12 protein-coding genes are annotated in these 17160 nt (G+C 38.4%); all 12 read left to right on the forward strand.

The window, feature by feature from the left end; all coding sequences use genetic code 11:
• Nucleotides 1-238: 238 nt before the first annotated feature.
• Nucleotides 239-1201 carry a hydroxymethylglutaryl-CoA lyase gene (locus tag ACGLXV_RS07315; RefSeq protein ID WP_391558097.1) on the forward strand — a complete coding sequence of 321 codons (963 nt, stop codon included), beginning with the start codon at nucleotides 239-241 and terminating at the stop codon, nucleotides 1199-1201.
• Between the two features lie 41 nt (nucleotides 1202-1242).
• Nucleotides 1243-2094 carry a sugar phosphate isomerase/epimerase family protein gene (locus ACGLXV_RS07320; protein WP_119708609.1) on the forward strand — a complete coding sequence of 284 codons (852 nt, stop codon included), beginning with the start codon at nucleotides 1243-1245 and terminating at the stop codon, nucleotides 2092-2094.
• A gap of 147 nt (nucleotides 2095-2241) precedes the next feature.
• A complete protein-coding gene (locus ACGLXV_RS07325; RefSeq protein WP_391558098.1) occupies nucleotides 2242-3222 on the forward strand; it encodes a zinc-dependent alcohol dehydrogenase in 981 nt (326 codons plus the stop codon).
• A complete protein-coding gene (locus tag ACGLXV_RS07330; RefSeq protein ID WP_391558099.1) occupies nucleotides 3219-4985 on the forward strand; it encodes a thiamine pyrophosphate-binding protein in 1767 nt (588 codons plus the stop codon). Before ACGLXV_RS07325 ends, ACGLXV_RS07330 begins: the two co-directional genes overlap by 4 nt.
• 81 nt (nucleotides 4986-5066) lie before the next feature.
• Nucleotides 5067-6500, forward strand: coding sequence for an aldehyde dehydrogenase family protein (locus tag ACGLXV_RS07335; RefSeq protein ID WP_391558100.1), 1434 nt, complete (start codon nucleotides 5067-5069; stop codon nucleotides 6498-6500).
• Between the two features lie 274 nt (nucleotides 6501-6774).
• Nucleotides 6775-8859, forward strand: a complete 2085-nt coding sequence (locus ACGLXV_RS07340; RefSeq protein ID WP_391558101.1) for an S-layer homology domain-containing protein — start codon at nucleotides 6775-6777, stop codon at nucleotides 8857-8859.
• A 75-nt stretch (nucleotides 8860-8934) separates the two neighbouring features.
• Complete coding sequence (locus ACGLXV_RS07345; protein WP_391558102.1) at nucleotides 8935-10701, forward strand: CE1 family esterase; 1767 nt, start codon at nucleotides 8935-8937, stop codon at nucleotides 10699-10701.
• A gap of 277 nt (nucleotides 10702-10978) precedes the next feature.
• Entirely contained in the window at nucleotides 10979-12604 is a 1626-nt protein-coding gene (gene abc-f / locus ACGLXV_RS07350; RefSeq protein ID WP_391558103.1) for a ribosomal protection-like ABC-F family protein, read from the forward strand.
• A 178-nt stretch (nucleotides 12605-12782) separates the two neighbouring features.
• Nucleotides 12783-13961, forward strand: a complete 1179-nt coding sequence (locus ACGLXV_RS07355; protein ID WP_391558104.1) for a sulfite reductase subunit alpha — start codon at nucleotides 12783-12785, stop codon at nucleotides 13959-13961.
• 227 nt (nucleotides 13962-14188) lie between these two features.
• Nucleotides 14189-15247, forward strand: a complete 1059-nt coding sequence (locus ACGLXV_RS07360) for an LLM class flavin-dependent oxidoreductase (protein WP_391558105.1) — start codon at nucleotides 14189-14191, stop codon at nucleotides 15245-15247.
• Nucleotides 15248-15280: 33 nt separating this feature from the next.
• Entirely contained in the window at nucleotides 15281-16036 is a 756-nt protein-coding gene (locus tag ACGLXV_RS07365) for a GTP cyclohydrolase II (RefSeq protein ID WP_391558106.1), read from the forward strand.
• A complete protein-coding gene (gene ribD / locus ACGLXV_RS07370; protein ID WP_391558107.1) occupies nucleotides 16029-17120 on the forward strand; it encodes a bifunctional diaminohydroxyphosphoribosylaminopyrimidine deaminase/5-amino-6-(5-phosphoribosylamino)uracil reductase RibD in 1092 nt (363 codons plus the stop codon). The genes ACGLXV_RS07365 and ribD overlap by 8 nt, the downstream gene beginning before the upstream one ends.
• Nucleotides 17121-17160 lie beyond the last annotated feature (40 nt).

Consider the following 17160-nt stretch of genomic DNA (forward strand, 5'->3'; position numbering starts at 1 on the left):
ATACTAAACCTCCTCATTAACGTCCATTCTTTTTTAAATTATTGAGAAAATTCAGTAAATGTGTTTGCAAACAATCGGAAATCATGTATTATTATGGTAACGCTTTCTTTATTGCTGTTACCATGGTTAAAAGGTGGGGATCTAACTTAAAATATTTTTTTAATAATTTATTAGATCGATATAATAACTCTTTTTCAGTTTTTGTACAGTAAGAACTATTAAGCAAAGGAGTGAACGTATGAACAATCTAACAGTATTCGCGCTACCTTCAAGGGCTTATATTTGCGAAGTTGCTCCTCGTGACGGATTCCAAGCTATAAATGATCAATGGATTCCTACAGAAGAAAAAGTATCAATCATTCGATCGTTAGCAGAAACAGGAGTTACTACAATCGAAATTACGTCGTTTGTTCATCCAAAGGCAATACCTCAATTAAAAGATGCTACAGAGGTTGTCAGATCATGTAATGACTTAAAAAATATTAAATTTAGAGCATTAGTACCAAACGTAAAAGGAGCAGAAAGAGCCATTGAGGCAGGCATAAAAAAGATAAAACTCATGTTATCTGCCACTGACTCACATAGTATCTCTAATGCCAATTGTGGAACGGAAGAAGCTCAGAATGGTTTTTATCCGATCATTGAATTAGCACAGATGAAGGGGATAGAGGTTGGAGGGTCTATATCCGTAGCCTTTGGATGCCCGTTTGAGGGGAAAGTTCCTCAGGAAAGAATAAATCAGATTGTATATAGATACGAATCCATGGGCGTCAAAGAAATTTCATTGGCGGATTCCACTGGTGCTGCAAATCCAAAGCAAGTATATGAAATGCTTGGCCATTTACGTAATACTTTTCCCGATATTTTATTTACTTTGCATCTTCATAATACAAGAGGTCTTGCTATTGCAAATGCGGTTAGTGCCTTGCAGCAGGGAATTGTTCATTTTGATAGTTCGATAGCCGGACTTGGAGGATGCCCATATTTACCTGGAGCAACAGGAAATGTCGCGACCGAAGATCTAGTTTATGCTTTTCATGAAATGGGGGTTGAGACGGGAATTGATCTTAAAAAGGTTATCCACGCAGCAAAGGCTGTAAAACAGAAGCTAGGATGCGACAGTGAAAGTTATATGTTGAAAGCTGGTCCATCTTCTCTTTTACACACAAAGGTAACCAGTCAACGGAAAATAGAAAAATAAATGGGTAACGAGATTAGTCTGGTATGTTGGGGAGGGAAATGATGACAAGACCATTTTCAATTGCGCACCTTACTGCACTGAATTGTACTCCAGCTGAAATCATTCATATTGCTTCAAGAGTGGGGTATGATTTTGTGAGTCTTCGTCCGATTTATATGGGGTTACCGGGAGAGCCTAATTATGACCTTGCAAACAATAAACAGATGATGAGAGATACAAAGGCAGCACTTGCAGACACAGGTTTGAGGTTACTGGATATTGAGTTAGCTAGAATTTTTGATGGAATGGATCCATTAAACTACTTGCCAGCTTTTGAAGTTGCTGCAGAGTTAGGTGGACGCCATGTTCTAAGCAGTATTTGGACAAATAACCGGAATTATGCGATTGAGAAATTTGGAGAAGTCTGTGATCTTGCTAAACAATTTGATCTTACAGTTGAACTTGAATTTGTACCCATAGCAAGCGTCAGGACTCTTGCAGATACGCTAGATATTCTTCATTCTGCTAATCGATCTAACGCTGGAATTATGATCGATACGCACCATTTTCACCGTTCAGGAGATCAACTAGTGGACCTCCAAAAAATTCCTAGTTCTTACTTTCGTTACTTCCACCTATGCGATGCTCCTTCTCAAGCACCAACATCAGTTGATGAAATGAAACGGATCCTTAGAGAGGAACGTCTCTATGTTGGCGAAGGGGGAATCGATATTGCTGGTATCGTCAACAGTATACCAGTGAATACACCATGCTCGATTGAAATGCCAAATATTAAACGAGTAAAAGAGCTTGGTTATGAAGAGTACGCGCGACGCTGTTTGGAAACTGCAAAAGAGTTTCTTTCTATTCATGCAACCGAAGAGAAATCGTTACGTAAAAAAATTGGTCTATAATTTTCTGATTAATTTATATTTTCAGTTATATAAGTAATATTTAATTGCTATTCTTTGTAACAACAGGTACTATTATGTTAACGCTTTCTTTATTTTAGATCGATCTAACTATATTTGTGGTGGTGGTATTTTATGTGGGGATTACATTTGAAAAACCCCGGGGAACTAGAACTAAAAGAATTTCCAGTTGAATCCCCTCTTAAAGAAAACGAAGTAAGAATTAAACTCATTTATGGCGGTATCTGTGGTTCTGATATTGGTGTTTATAAGGGAAAGATTGGGCACGCAAAGTATCCGGTTCGACCAGGTCATGAGTTAGTCGGAAGGGTTATTGAGGTCGGTGAAAAGGTCGATCTTACTACTGGAACAAAGGTTGTTGTTACACCTAATACTTTTTGTGGCGAATGTGAGAATTGTCAAAGAGGCTATCGAAATATTTGTTCTTTTAAGGAATCTCTTGGAGTCAATGTGGATGGGATATTTTCAGAAGAGATTACCATTTCATCAAAGTATGTCCTTCCCATTCCTGAGGAATTACAAGATGAAAAAGCAGTTTTAATTGAACCATTCGCCGTTATCACCCATGCTTTTGAAAAAGCTTTTATTACAAAAGGTACAACTGTAGGGGTCATTGGTTGTGGAACGGAGGGAATGCTTTCAATTGCATTAGCCAACTTTCTAGGTGCGAAGGTTACTGCGATAGATATTTACCAATCAAAGCTTGAAAAAGTAAAATCTGCGTTTGGGGTTAATACCGTTTTAGCTCATGAAGTGAAGGACGAAAAGTTTGATGTTGTAATTGAGGCGGCTGGGGTAAAACAGGCTGTGGAACAAGCGGTACGAGTGGTTAAACAAGGCGGTTCCGTCATTTTAATAGGTCTAACTCCAGAAGCAACCCTGCCAATTGTACAAATTGTAAGAAATGAAATTACGATTCATGGATCAATTATTTATAATTTTCCTGAAGATTTTTCTAAGTGTGTAGACTATCTTCTTAATGATGATTTTGATGTAAAGCCAATTATTTCTAATATTTTCCCTCTAAAAGAGTTTAAAAAGGCATATATTTACGCCATCTCAGGTCAGTGCGGCAAAATATTATTAGATTTCAAAGGAGGCCATATATGAAACAGTTAATATCATATCAATTAGTAAATTATCTTGAAGAAAGAGGCATTGAACATATTTTTGGACTTTGTGGTCACACAAATATTGCCGTACTTTCTGCTTTAGAAAATAGCAAAATTAAGTTTGTGAATGTTAGACATGAGCAAATTGCCGCGCATATGGCTGATGGATATGCGAGGGTAAAGAAAAAAGCAGCCGTTCTTTTAAGCCACTTAGGGCCTGGACTCACGAACGCGGCAACAGGAGTGGCGAATGCAGCTTTGGATTCGATACCGCTGGTCGTAATTGCAGGCGATGTACCAACTCATTACTACGGAAAGCATCCACACCAAGAAGTAAATTTACATGGAGATGCAACTCAATATGAAATCTATCGTCCTTTTGTCAAGAGAGCTTGGAGGGTCGATAGTGCACATCTCTTTCCTGAGATTTTAGAAAAAGCCTTTCAATTAGCTGAAAGCGGAAATCCTGGCCCTGTATTAATATCCGTGCCAATGGACATTTTTTCAAAAGAATTAGAAACCTCTTACTTTGAAAAGCAAAAGCTGAATGCAAAGAATCTTCATAAGCCATCAATTGACAACGAAACAGCAAAGAAAATCATCCAAACGCTAGCTGAAGCAAAAAGTCCGATCTTTTATGTAGGTGGAGGGATCTTATTAGCTGACGCAGCAGATCAGCTTAGAAAACTAGTAGATCGATTGAACATGTCTGTAGCCCATTCCTTAATGGGGAAAGGTGCAGTTTCTGATGATCATCCGTTGACACTAGGGATGACTGGATTTTGGGGAACTAAATTTATAAATGACAAATGCAAGTCCGCAGATTACGTCTTTGGATTAGGAACTCGCTTTGCCGAGGCAGATAGTAGTTCATGGGAACCGGAATACACGTTCAACTTCCCTCCAACGAAATTGATACAAATAGATATTGATCCGAGCGAAATTGGAAGGAACTACCCAGTTGAAATTGGTGTAGTCGCAGATTTAAAACAAGCATTAACCGTTTTAAATCGAGTAGCGGAAGAAATGTTCCCATACGGGGTACAACGTGACTCTCTTGATACATTAAAACAAGAGATTGAGAGATATCGCAAAGAGTTTAAGGAAAGCAATCGAAAGTTTATTGAAGATGAATCATTCCCAATGATGCCACAACGAATTGTTGACGAAGTACGTCAAGTCCTCCCTAAAGATGCTCTTATTACAACGGATGTTGGGTGGAATAAAAATGGAGTAGGTCAGCAGTTCCCTATTTATGAGGCTGGGTCCATTCTTACTCCTGGAGGATACGCTACAATGGGATTTGGAGCACCAGCTGCACTTGGTGCAAAGATTGCGGCACCAAATCGAATCGTTGTTTCATTAGTGGGTGACGGTGGTTTTGGTCAAAATCCAGCAGTATTAGCAACAGCAGCAGAGGAAAATATCCCGGTTGTTTGGGTCATTATGAATAATTTTGCATTTGGCACGATCGCAGGTCTGCAAAAAGCTCATTTTGGTACGACTTTAGGGACTGTCTTCCAAAAAGATGGAGAACCTTACTCTCCAGATTATGCAGCAATTGCTAGAGCTTACGGGGTGGAAGGGATCAAGGTTCAGTCTGCAGGAGAATTCAAACCAGCGTTAGAAAGAGCCATTAAAGCGAATAAGCCAGTCGTAATTGACGTAGCTATGCTGAATAACCCAGTACCTACCGATGGCCATTGGAACATTATGGACATCTATTCTCCTGGGAAAAGTGTACACCACGTATCAGTCTAATCAATCAAGGGATTCAATGATTTTGCTAAGCTGAAATAAGATCGATCTACTAAGCTATCAAATTTGTAGGAGGTAATGTTATTGTCTACCAATGCAGTAAAAAAACAAACCGAACTCACGGAAGAACAACAAAAGGAATTAGATCTCGCGTTTGAGAAAGCCAAAAAGGCAATGGAGATGATTGAGTCATATAGTCAGGAAAAGCTGGATCGCTTATGCCAAGCAGTGGCATGGGCAGTATCGAATAAAAAAACTTTTACTGAACTAGTTGATATGGGAATTGAGGAAAGTAAGCTTGGTGACCGTGTGAGTCGAATGGGAAAACGAATGAAAATTCGAGGGATTTTACGAGATGCCCTCCGCCAAAAAAGCGTTGGTGCTATTGAGGAAATACCTGAAAAAGGAATTGTTAAATATGCGAAGCCAGTAGGTATTATCGGTTCGATTGTGCCAACAACGAATCCTGATTTAACCCCAGCAGGTACGGCTATTTATGCAATTAAGGCACGAGATGCCGTTATTTTTTCACCGCATCCTCGTTCGAAAAAAACAACCTTTGAAACCGTTAGGCTCATGAGGGAAGCGCTTGAGAGGGAAGGAGCCCCAGCTGATCTTCTACAGTGCTTAACATTAGTTAATATACCAATGACAAAAGCACTCATGTCAAGGGCAGATCTAGTCCTTGCAACGGGTGGGAAAGATATGGTCAAAAGTGCGTATAGTTCAGGAACACCAGCTTACGGTGTAGGAGCCGGTAACTCAACGATGATCATTGATGATACAGCTGATGTAAAGGAAGCAGCACTAAACACCATGCTTAGTAAAACATCAGACTTTGGTTCCGGTTGTTCAGCAGATGGAAATTTAATTATTAGTGACAAAGTATATGAGGCGATGCTAGAAGAATTGGTGAAGGTGGGTGGCTATTTAGCAAATGATGACGAAAAAGCTAGCCTTCGTTCTGTTATGTGGGATGCAGAGGGGCATCGTCTTCCTAACACGGTCGCTGTTGCTCCGCAACAATTAGCTATAGAAGCAGGCTTTTCGATTCCTGAAGATCGAAAATTTATCATTGTAAAAGGCGATCAAATCGGAAAAGAATACCCTTTTTCAGGGGAAAAGTTAACCACATTGTTAGCGGTGTATAAATATGAAGGTGAGTTTGAACATGCACTTGATATGATGAGAGCCATTTATGAAGTGGGAGGAAAAGGGCATTCATGTGGTATTTACTCGTTTAACGACGATCATATTCATCGCCTTGGGTTAGCGGCACCGGTAAGCCGGATTATGGTTCGCCAACCTCAGTCAAAAGCAAACGCTGGTTCGTTTACGAATGGTATGCCAATGACATCAAGTCTTGGTTGTGGAACATGGGGAGGAAATATCATCTCAGAGAACGTGAACCTTAAGCATTATATGAACTATACATGGGTGTCGAAACCAATTCCTGAAGATAAACCTTCCGATGCGGAGTTATTTGGTGAATTTTTTGATCCAGAGCTAGAAAAATAAAATAGTTAGATAGATAAAGAGGCAGACTCGTAGAAACAATAAATTGTGACTTTTGAGTGGCCTCTTTATTTTCATCTATTATACCTCTGCCATTAATTGATAGGAGGTGATGTTAAATGTAGATAATTTTGAAAGCGCATACAAAAAAAGGAAACTGCAAAGCTTCCCATACTTAACTATCCTATTTACACCATTGCTAACGTTACAAGGGTGGTGTTAGGAAGTAATAGGAGCGATTCAGTAAGGTACTTAAAAGGTAAACATGAGGAGGAAGATGATGTCTAAACTTAGGAAACAATTTAAGATTTTCTTAGCCTTGATTATGGTCGTCATGTTAGTACCAAGCTCTCCCTTTGCATCTGTTGAGATTGGAGACAACATTACAAAAGCAGAGTTTATCGGAAAGATTTCTAACTATTTCGCGTGGCCACACCCTAGTGATTACAATGATATTTGGAAAGCGCCACTTAAACAGTTCAATGACGTAAAAACGACAGATCCATTTGGGAAACAGATAGAGGCTGCTTATGAGGAAGGAATTATAAGCGCAGATGCTTCGGGCAATTTCAATCCTGAAAGCGAAATCTCACGTGAAGATGCAGCTGTGATACTTGTAGATGCATTTAAGATCGCAGAGTCAGATCAGCCTGCACCTTTTACAGACTATGAAATGATAAGTTCAGAGGCTAGAGGAAGCGTAAATGCCTTAGTAGATTTAGGATATATGACTGGAAAGACAGCAAAGCTATTTAAGCCAAATGAGCCTATTAAGAGATCTGAGGTAAATCAGATTTTTAACAAAATAATCAGTACAATGGTAACACCTGTCCAAGCGCTACCTAAACAAAACGCTGTTGCTCCAAGACGATACATTAAACTCTATACTCCTACACCTGGCGCTACTATCTACTACACTACAGACGGTTCAACTCCAACCACATCTAGTCAAATTTATTCAGTGGAATCTAAAGGTCATATAAATGAAATGTTGAGTAATAGTCAGTTACCTGAACGAACGGTCGTATACAAGGCCATTGCGGTTAAGGACGGAATGATCACAAGTCCAGTCCAGACTTTCACCTGGAAACTTTATCGACCTGCCATCGATGATTTCCAACATGTTATTATCCAGGAGGGAACAGCCACAAGTCCTGCTGTATATCAACTATATAATGATTCTGAGTCTGTCCGTGCTATGGCTTACTATATTGAAGGACAAGAGAGTGGAATCATGTTCGATGCACTACAAACCCAGTTTAATGTGAAAAACCTGAAAGAGTATATTGATAAAAACATAGCCACAAAGCCTTACTCCATGATCGTTTCCCATACTCATGTCGACCATATTATGCAAATCCCTAACTTCTTAAAAGATCATGAGGTTTATATTAATGAGCGTGGCTGGGCAGATATATCTAGACAATTGGTTACTAATCCAGAGGACCAAGCAAAAATTAAGAACATTGACGAGGGTGATGTAATCGATATTGGTGGAAGTATCTTAGATGTATATGCCTTACCGGGTCATAGCAATAGTCTAATCATGCTGCAAGACAAAAAGAATGGTCTGTTGTTTGCGTCTGATATCTATGGTTGTACCCGAGCCGGTTCAGCAGATAATGTAAACGTGTCAGGTGTAAGAGTTGATCTTCTACTTTCACTTGCTCAACAAACATATTCTAATTACCAGAAAGATGGTGGAAAGGTTACCACATTATTTACTGGTCACGATGAGACACCACTTGGTGACAACAATTTAAGATTGTTTGAGGCTGCTTTACAACAAGTAGTTGATAAGGGGGAAGCGGGTACATCTCCGACCTTACGTGGAAATAATGATGCGCCAAATAGTCGTACAACAACTATAGGGGATATGTGGAAAGATGGAACAAATTGGATTTCGTTGAAGCTTGCGGGGATTATGGGTGACGATACAGAATATTTAACCTCGGATCCAATCAACTATAACGGAGATTCTGGTTATTTGAAGTATTCTGTCCTTTCAAATATTGAGTTTGAAGGTGGAGAACTGGTTGGTAAAACAGTACAGTTCGCTCCGGATTCTCAACCATTCTCATGGGCTGGTGAAACTATTACTGTTAGCAATTCATTACCAAATAAATTTGATCCTTGGTCTTATGACTATACAGTTAAAGTGCCTGAGAATAATGATGAAATAACCGTAATTCCTACAACCATGTCAACTAAAGTAAAGTCAATTAGAGTTAACGGCAAAAAAGTTGATTATCGTTCAGCCAATAAGGTGGCGGTTTCGAATGGCTCCGTTATTAAAATTGAAATAGTAGCACCTGACAAAGTAACAACAAGTACCTATACCTTCACGGTAGAAAAATATTAAATGTCTTCGTAGGAACCATATAGTACTAGAATGGTACTGGTTCCTACGAGACTCATATGTTAGGAGTGAAATATAATGAATGGTAAAAAAATCATGTTCTTAATGGTGATTTCATTATTGATACTAAGCATTGTCATGCCAGTTTCAGCTGCATCAATAGATAGTAAGAATACTTTTAAACTAGAAGCAACCTCCTTAGATGGAATGGAAAAACCAGCTATTGATATTACATTAGGTAACAAGTTGCCATTAAACGGGTATTTTACTCGGAATGTTACTGTCGGTGATGAGACGCGTACGGTAAAAATCTATGTAGCGCCAGAAACGACTGTCCGAGATTACTTTACGGTCATAGCTGCTCCAGATGATATGACAACAGAAGAGTTCCTTCACAAAAGCGGATGGCTGGATATTGCGGATAAGAAATCAGAAGGATTGTTCATACTAGAGCCTGGTGTGAATGGTTGGGGAAGTGCGGAAGAAGAACTTGCCTATATTAATGAAGCAGTAAAGGTGTTAAAAGATACTAAGTATTACAATACTTTTGGTGTCTTTTATTTAGCCGGATATGGAGACGGAGGAACAGCACTTCAAGCTTGGGCGATGCAAAATCCGCTCTTTGTCATTAGCTCCGTTTTTGTAGAAACAGAAGATCTTGATTCAGAATTTATTCGGGAAACAGGAGAAAAGACTTTTGCTGAAAATAAAGAGATTTCTTACTCTGAGGTTCCTGTTCCTACTTGGTTTGTAAATGATCACCCAAGTTCTGTAGAAAACTTAGTCGAATATTGGAAGGGTGCTAATGACACAGTTGCATCGGGAGAGAAAGGATCAACAGAGGGATTGATGGGAAGTACCGTCTATATACAAAAAGAAGATTCTAATAGTATTGTCACTTCTTACAGCGATGTACGTTCCAAAGTGGCAGTTCTGGATCAAGGCGGAAACGGAGTATATAAGACGGGTTTCACCAAGAAAGTTTATGATTTCCTTTCTTATTATACGCGCTATGACAACACAACCGTTAACGGCAATGTACTAGGTGTAAGACCTGATTACGAAAAAATGGGTGTTGAAATCAAGGAAATGAGTTTGGATGGATATACTCGCGAGTATTTAGTTTATGTCCCGGATTCTGCACCTGAGGAGAACATTCCGGTAGTGTTCGTACTTGCAGGAAACACTCAAACTGCACGAGTATTCTTTGACGCCAGCCATTGGTGGGAAGTAGCAGACAAACACGGATTTATGCTTGTTATGCCTAGTGAACAATACAATTCATCGACTGAAGTAACATGGAACGTTAACTACGCATCCAATAAACAAGATGATTTTGTCTTCCTTGAGGAAGTAGTTAAGCAAATTGACAAAGATTACAACATTGATCCTGGGAAGAGGTATTTAACTGGTCAATCTCTTGGCTCTATGTTCACGAACTATGCGAGTGCCGTCATGCCCGAATACTTTGCTGCTTTTGGTTCAACTTCGGGTCCGCTTTTAAGACCTATTGAAGGGAAAAATGATAAAGTACCGTTTTATCTGCTCTTTGGTGAATATGATATTTGGAGTTGGGACCACAAGATTCCAGGACAAACAAATACTACTGTGCAATACTGGCTGGATAGAAACGAACTTGGTGAGCTGAGTGATTCTATTGTTACCACAAAGGATAGATATACCACTTATACTTGGTACGATAACAATGAAACACCGATGTACAAATATACTCAGACAAAAGATAGAGCCCATAACTTCATTGTGTCAGAAGTGTGGGAACTATGGGAAAACTGGTTCTCTCACTGGGAAATGGATGGAGAAGGAAACCGTCATTATACGGAGTAAGTCCAGAACAATTATTTACCATATAGAGGAAGCTGTGTTATACTAATGCTACCAAATAGAAAGGGATGATGGGTGAACGATGAAGAACTAATCTTATTTTAAAACGATTGAAATTTCATATTTCAAATCACAAAAATAGGATTAGTCTGCCCATTATCTATACGGTTCTTAGCTTTTTACGGAAAAGCTTTATTTGATTATGGTATGAAACGACTAATCCTTCCAATTCAACTGGGAGGATTTTTTTATTCTCCCTGTAAACCGAGGGGATGAAATCATGAGAGAACTTTTTAAATGTAAAGATGTTAGCTATGAAATAAATGACGTGACCCTTTTTAAAGATGTAAATGTTCATGTTCATGAAGGAGATATCATAGGGATTATTGGAAAAAATGGAGCTGGGAAATCAACCTTACTACATGTTATATACAATCATTTAACTCCCACTAAAGGAAGTATTCAGTGGGTAGAAAGAAATGTAAAAATGACTTTAGTCGAACAAGAAACGGAAGTCTTTTCTGGGGAGGAAGAGTCACACGTTTTTAATAAAAAATGGATGGTGCCAACACACACTGATTTTTCCAATCTAAGTGGAGGAGAAAGGCTAAAGCTTCGATTAGCACATGGCTTTTCAAAAGAATCTGACCTCTTGTTATTGGATGAACCAACCAATCATTTAGATGAACAAGGCACACAACTTTTGATTGAGCAAATAAGAAATTATAAAGGTTCGATTATTCTTGTTTCACATGATCGGTATTTTTTAGATAAAATAGCTACAAAAATTTGGTCTATTGAAGGGACTAAAGTTTTTGAACAGAAAGGTAATTATTCTAGTTATATGTTAGCTCGTGAACAGAAAAGACTATCGCAGCAGCGAGAATATGAGAAACAACAAAAAATGGTCGAACGCATTGAAGCTCAAATGAATGAGCTCACTTCTTGGTCACAGAAAGCACATTCACAGTCCACGAAAAAGGAAGGATTTAAAGAATTTTATCGTGTAAAAGCAAAACGCATGGATTCCCAAGTAAAGTCCAAACGAAAGCGTCTTGAAAAAGAGTTAGAAAAAGCGAAATTCGAGCGGGTGGAACCAGAGTATGATGTTCGTTTTACAATTGAAAATAATAACAAGGTTGGGAAACGGTTTTTAGAAGTGAAGGACTTGTCAAAGAATTTTGAAGATCGAGTGCTATTTAACAACGGCAATTTTACACTTCTCCACGGGGAGAAGATCTCCATAATTGGTCCGAATGGAAGTGGTAAAACAACATTGTTAAAAATCATACTTGGTCAAGAACCGTCAGAAGGAGATGTATGGATTTCACCAACAGCAACAATTGGTTATTTGACGCAAGAAGTGTTTGATTTACCATTAGAAAAAACACCAGAGGATCTTTTTTACAAAGAAACCTTTGATGCAAGAGGAAAAGTTCAAAATCTCATGAAGCATTTAGGTTTTACAGCTTCTCAATGGAAAGAACCTCTTCAAAATATGAGTATGGGAGAACGGGTAAAGTGTAAACTGATGGGATATATCTTAGAAGAAAAAGATGTGCTCATATTGGATGAACCAACCAATCATCTCGACTTACCTTCCCGAGAGCAGCTGGAAAGGACTTTAGCAGAGTATAATGGTACGTTAATAATTGTTTCTCATGACCGATATTTTTTGGATAAGACGACGAATACAAAACTGGTTATTAATAACATGACGATCCAAAAGCAACTTAGTGACGTATCACAAAAACCAAGTAATCTAGACGAATTGCGGCTAAAGCTTGAAACCGAGAGACAAGAAGTTCTAGGTAAACTAAGCTTTATGACCCCTAAAGATCTAGCATATAAAGAACTTGATCGTAGATTTAATGAACTGACACGAAAATTAAAAGAGCTTATTTGAAGTAAAAACTAAGAGAGCCTTTCATATAGAGAGGTTCTTTTTAGTACTTTCATACTTGTAATCTGTATAGAGTAAATATTACAATACATATGGAATTATGAATCAATAAAAAATAAGTTTCTGAAAAATTAAAAAATGTTATAATAGTATTGTTATACAAATTTGTGAGGTGGCGAACATGCAACGAACTGCAGAAAATATTTCAGAACAAAAAAAGGAAGAGACTATGGCTTATTCTAGAACAAATCCCTTTCAAGCAAAGGTCCTTAAAAATATTAATTTAAATGGCCCTGATTCTAATAAAGAAACAAGACATATAGAGTTGTCGTTAGAAACTTCTGGTCTTTCATACGTACCGGGAGATTGCCTTGGGATTTTTCCACAAAATGATCCTGATTTAGTTGCTTCTATTCTTGAAGAAATGAAGTGGGATGCAGAAACGCCTGTAATCATTGATAAAGCGGGTACAACACTACCACTGGAAGAAGCTTTATCCACTCACTTTGAAATTACGTTATTAACAAAGAAGATTTTACAACAAGCTGCGGTACTAACTGAGAACGAACAGCTAAAAAGGCTAGTAGCAGCTGAAAATATTGCTGAACTCAAGGAATATGTGGATGGGCGTGACTTACTTGATTTGTTACACGACTTTGGACCGTGGAACGGGACAGCTCAAGAAATTGTAACTTTATTAAGAAAATTACCACCACGTCTTTATTCTATCGCAAGCAGTTTTGTCGCTAATCCTGGGCAAGTACATTTAACAATTGGTGCTGTACGATATACAGCTCATGGTCGTGATCGTAAGGGAGTATGTTCAGTACAATGTGCAGAACGTCTTGAAGAAGGCGATACAATTCCTGTATTTATTCAACAAAACAAGCACTTTAATCTACCTGAATCTGGCGAAGTAGATATTATTATGGTTGGACCAGGAACAGGAATTGCTCCGTTCCGTTCATTCATTCAAGAACGTGCAGTGGCTAAAGCAGAAGGTAGATCTTGGTTATTCTTTGGAGACCAGCACGCGGCAACAGATTTCTTATACAAAGAAGAGTTAGAGGGCTATGTAAAGGAAGGTTCTTTAACAAAATTAGAGACTGCGTTCTCTCGTGATACAGAGCAAAAGGTGTATGTACAACACAAAATGCTTGAAAATAGTAAGGAAATTTATGAGTGGCTAGAAAAAGGTGGATATTTCTACGTTTGTGGAGATAAGACCTATATGGCAAAAGATGTGCATGAAGCACTGATCACTATTATTGAAACAGAAGGTTCGATCTCACGTGAAGATGCTGAAAGCTATTTAAATGATTTGAAAAAGCAAGGCCGATACCAACGTGATGTATACTAATTTATAGTAAGAGAGCTATTCGATTTTTCGAATAGCTTTTTTTAGTTGAACTTTTATGACCATAGTTTCTGTTTTAGGAGACAAAAACTCTATTTTTGGAATAATATTTTTAAGGATAATCATTTCATTTAATATAGCGGTTATTTCTTACTTGACACTAGCTTGTTGTGATATTATAGTTGCTTACATAAAGTAACTAAGTGGTAATTAATGAGGAGAATTAGGTAATGCATGTGAAAAATTCAGGAATAGAAATTGGTCTATATACGCTTGGTGATATTGTACCGGATCCTCATAGAGGAAAAGTGATTAGTCCAGGGCAAAGACTTAAGGAAATACTCAAAGCAGCAAAGCTTGCTGATGAAGCGGGGCTTGATGTTTTTGGGGTTGGAGAGCATCACCGTTTAGATTATGCAATATCTTCTACCCCAGTGGTACTGTCAGCAATTGCTCAACTAACTAAAAAAATCAAACTAACGAGTGCAACAACTGTTCTAAGTACCGTGGACCCTGTTCGTTTGTTTGAGGATTTTGCAACATTGGATTTACTTTCTGATGGACGCGCAGAAATCATTGCTGGACGAGGTGCTTTTTTAGAATCTTTCCCTCTCTTCGGTTTTGATATTAATGAATATTACGAACTATTTTTAGAAAATATCGATCTATTTTTACAATTAAATCAACAAGAGAAGATCACTTGGAATGGTCAATTTCGATCATCATTATCAAACGCGGAAATTGCTCCAAGACCTTTTCAAGATAAGCTACCAATTTGGGTTGGTGTTGGCGGTTCACCAGAAAGTGCTGAACGTGCGGGGATGCTTGGTGTTGGGATGGCTATAGCGATTTTAAGTGGAGATTCGATGAAGTTTAAGCCATTAGTTGATTTATACCGACAAGCTGGTAGTAAGGCAGGTCACTCATCAGATAAACTAAGAGTAGGGGTTACAGGCCATGGGTATTTTGCCAGTACCACCCAAAAAGCAAGAGATGAATTTTACCCTTATTATTCTGTATACAAGTCATATGTCAATCAGCAATTAGGCAAAACTGGAAAATTATCAAGAGACGAATTTGACCAATTGACGGATCCCGATACAGCTCTTTTTGTGGGGAGTCCGCAACAAATCGTCGAGAAAATTCTCCGTCAGTATGAGCTTTTTGGCCATCAGCGCTTTATGGCGCAAATTGATATTGGTGGGTTACCGTTCGAAAAAGTAGCCGAAGGGATCGAGATCTTAGCTACAAAGATAGCTCCTATCGTTAGGAGAGAAACAAGTAAATAGAAGTGACAATAATGATGAAAAGGGGTTACTTAGTTGACGCAGACAAAATTTGATTCAAAAGTTCTTTCTGTTTTAGAAGACAAAATTCAATTAATTAAAACGGACAAAGGAGCCATTTATTTAGTTGGTCCAATCAAACTACCTGTAAACCTTTATGGTGAAACAGTTGTTTTTCAATGGTATTGTTGGTTAAATTGTGATGAAGTAACCGAAGACTTCGAAAGAATTATCAATAAATTATCTTCTGTTAATTTAGCAGAACTACAACAATCGAGCGTTCTAGCATATGGAGATTTTTCTTATGGGGAAGATGCCATTATTCGAATGCATTCTATTTGTCACACGGGTGATATTTTTGGAAGCAAGAGATGTGATTGTGGATACCAATTAAAACAATCGATGAAAATGATCGTTGACCATGGAACGGGTGCATTATTTTACTTAGCTAACCATGAAGGGAGAGGAATTGGTTTATTTAGTAAAGCAATGGCCTATATTCTCCAGGAAAATGGGTACGATACAGTCGATGCAAACGAAAGTCTCGGTTTTGTAGATGATTCAAGAAATTATTCAGATGCGATTCAAGTACTAAAGGCACTTCGCTCAAAACCAGTTACACTTATGACAAATAATCCGAAAAAGCTTGAAGCATTAAAAAATGCAGGGTTAACAGTCTCAGATAGAAAACCATTGTGGGGAGATATATCCGAATACAATGAAAATTACCTTCAAACAAAAATCAAACGTTCTGGCCATTTAGAAGAAGAAGGGACTTGTCCAAATGACTAACGATGAATTTTATATGGACTTGGCATTGAATAATGCCATTGCCATGAAAGGACAGACAGATCCAAATCCATTAGTCGGATCCGTAATCGTCAATAATAATCGGGTAGTAGGAATTGGGGCGCATTTAAAAGTGGGCGAACCACATGCCGAAATTCACGCCATACGGATGGCCGGTGATCAAGCGAGAGGGGGAACCATCTATGTTACCCTTGAACCTTGCTCTCATTACGGGAGAACTGGTCCTTGTGCAGTCGCGATTGTAGAAGCAGGTATTAGGAAGGTGGTCATTGCTACCCTCGACCCAAATCCTGTTGTTTCAGGTAACGGTGTCAAAATCCTTAAGGATGCGGGTATTGAAGTAGTTGTTGGGGTAGGAATGGAAAAATCTCAACGAATGAACGAAGTCTTTAATAAATTTATTGTTCAGAAAAAGCCGTTTGTCACATTAAAATCCGGTATTACGCTAGATGGAAAAATAGCCACACACACCTCCGATAGCAAATGGATTACTTCTGCAGAGGCTAGAGAGGACGTTCACCACCTTAGAAATCAAAATCTAGCTATATTGGTCGGAGTAAATACAGTGGTTAAGGATGATCCGGAATTAACTGCTCGTATCCCTAATGGACGTAATCCTATTCGAGTAATAATGGATTCCACCTTAAAACTTCCCCTTGAATCAAAGGTTGTAACCGATAAGAAGGCAGAAACATGGATTTTCACTAGTGACACCTATGATAGAGAAAAGAAACACACATTAGAAAGCATGGGAATCACCCTATTTCACACATCAGGAAAAAAACAAGTAGACCCTAACGAAGTGGTAAGTATCTTAGGTGAAAAGCTTGTATCTTCTCTACTAATTGAAGGTGGGGGAGGAATTAATGCGTCGTTCTTTGAAAATCATTTGATAGACAAAGTTGTTCTCTATATGGCTCCGAAATTAATCGGTGGGAGTTTGTCTCCATCGTTCCTTGAAGGGACTGGAGTAGATAAAATGAAGGATGCAGTGGAACTTTCCGATGCTTCAGTAACACAAGTGGGGAAAGATTTCAAATTCGTTGGTTATCCGATTTATAAATGAAGGGAGATATCCTTATTTGCTCGTTCCTAGTAAAATATAG

This window comes from Robertmurraya sp., from assembly GCF_036676585.1.
GTDB lineage: Bacteria > Bacillota > Bacilli > Bacillales > Cytobacillaceae > Robertmurraya_A.

What these genes read in the sequence shown, in the direction of transcription:
- ACGLXV_RS07315 (WP_391558097.1), top strand. Translation starts at nt 239, where the DNA reads ATGAACAATCTAACAGTATTCGCGCTACCTTCAAGGGCTTATATTTGC.
- ACGLXV_RS07320 (WP_119708609.1), top strand. Translation starts at nt 1,243, where the DNA reads ATGACAAGACCATTTTCAATTGCGCACCTTACTGCACTGAATTGTACT.
- ACGLXV_RS07330 (WP_391558099.1), top strand. Translation starts at nt 3,219, where the DNA reads ATGAAACAGTTAATATCATATCAATTAGTAAATTATCTTGAAGAAAGA.
- ACGLXV_RS07340 (WP_391558101.1), top strand. Translation starts at nt 6,775, where the DNA reads ATGATGTCTAAACTTAGGAAACAATTTAAGATTTTCTTAGCCTTGATT.
- ACGLXV_RS07345 (WP_391558102.1), top strand. Translation starts at nt 8,935, where the DNA reads ATGAATGGTAAAAAAATCATGTTCTTAATGGTGATTTCATTATTGATA.
- abc-f (WP_391558103.1), top strand. Translation starts at nt 10,979, where the DNA reads ATGAGAGAACTTTTTAAATGTAAAGATGTTAGCTATGAAATAAATGAC.
- ACGLXV_RS07355 (WP_391558104.1), top strand. Translation starts at nt 12,783, where the DNA reads ATGCAACGAACTGCAGAAAATATTTCAGAACAAAAAAAGGAAGAGACT.
- ACGLXV_RS07360 (WP_391558105.1), top strand. Translation starts at nt 14,189, where the DNA reads ATGCATGTGAAAAATTCAGGAATAGAAATTGGTCTATATACGCTTGGT.
- ribD (WP_391558107.1), top strand. Translation starts at nt 16,029, where the DNA reads ATGACTAACGATGAATTTTATATGGACTTGGCATTGAATAATGCCATT.